At 76.6% G+C, this 1,540-nt stretch carries 1 pseudogene; it reads left to right on the forward strand.

Annotated elements, in window-relative coordinates:
- A pseudogene (locus tag L1885_RS28235) lies at positions 1-1,312 on the forward strand (hypothetical protein); the annotation flags it as partial.
- Positions 1,313-1,540: the final 228 nt, after the last annotated feature.

Genomic DNA, 1,540 nt, shown 5'->3' on the forward strand with positions numbered 1-1,540 from the left:
CGAACCGCCCGCGCAGCCCGAGCCCTACCCCGGCGGCCTCGACGCGGCACGCCACGACGCGGCGGAGGCCCGCCGCTCGGTGCGCGGCTGCGCCCAGGACCTCTCGGCGGCCGAGGCTGCCCTGCGGGAGGCGAGCGACGTCCTCGTACGGCACGCCAACGCCACGCGCTACGAGCAGGTGCGCACCCCCGCGCGCCAGCAGATCCGCGAACTGCCCGCGGCCGCGCTGCCGGAGCACGCCGAGCGCTGGGCGGAGGCGTTCGCGCCGCGCCTGCGCGTCCTGACCGACGAGCTGGCCCAGCTCGAACGCAACCGGGACTCCATCGTCGACCGCATGCGCGGTCTCGTGGAGTCCTCGATGACGACGCTGCGCTCGGCACAGCGGCTGTCCCGGCTGCCCGAGGGCCTGGGCGAGTGGTCAGGACAGGAGTTCCTGCGCATCCGCTTCGAGGAACCGGACCGCACCGCTCTGGCGGAGCGGCTCGGCGAGGTGATCGACGAGGCCACCCGCGCGGCCCTGAAGAAGAACTCCGACCTGCGACGGGACGGCATGTCGCTGCTGCTGCGGGGGGTTCAGGCGGCGCTCCAGCCGAAGGGCGTCGCGGTCGAGATCCTGAAGCCGGACGCGGTGCTGCGCGCGGAGCGCGTGCCCGTCGGGCAGATGGGCGACGTCTTCTCCGGCGGCCAGCTGCTGACCGCCGCGATCGCCCTGTACTGCACGATGGCGGCCCTGCGCAGCAACGACCGGGGCCGCGACAAGCACCGCCACGCGGGCACGCTCTTCCTCGACAACCCGATCGGCCGCGCCAACGCCACGTACCTGCTGGAACTCCAGCGGGCGGTGTCCGACGCGCTCGGCGTCCAGCTCCTCTACACGACAGGCCTGTTCGACACCACGGCGCTGGCCGAGTTCCCGCTGGTCATCAGGCTGCGCAACGACGCGGACCTGCGCGCCGGCCTCAAGTACATCAGCGTGGAGGAGCACCTGCGGCCCGGCCTGCCCGCCCCGGACGCCGAGGGCGGCCAGGCGCACGGCGAGATCACCGCGACACGCGTCTTCCGCCGGACCCCTGCGCAGGAGCAGCAGGCCGCGGGGAGCGGGGGAGCGGACACCGGCCGGACGGCGGGTGGCGCTGCCGCCGGGCCGGGCGGGCGGATCCCCGCACAGGAGGGACTGGTCCGAGGGGCCGCCGCGACCGAGGCCCCCGCCCGGGAGATCCCGGCGCAGGACAGGCCCGGTCGGGACGCCTCGGCACCCGAAGGCCCGGCATCGGAGGACCGCACCACCGTGGCGGAGCCCCGCGAGGGCTGACCGGGCTGACGGGCCCGGGCGGCAGGACGGGCCTGCGCGGGGAACGATCCCGAGGGCCGGAGGGCCCGGGCCGACGGGCCCGGGCGGACGGGGAACGTCTCCGCGCACCTCGGGCCCTCCGGCCGCATCCGATCCGTCCGCCGGAGCCGCGGACACGGCGAGGCCCGGCGGGCAGGCGAGAGGTCGGCGCACCCGGCCACCGGCACGCCGAGGCCCGGCGGGCCGACG

The sequence above is a fragment of the Streptomyces fuscigenes genome (genome assembly GCF_021556455.1).
In the GTDB taxonomy this organism is placed as follows: domain Bacteria; phylum Actinomycetota; class Actinomycetes; order Streptomycetales; family Streptomycetaceae; genus Streptomyces; species Streptomyces fuscigenes.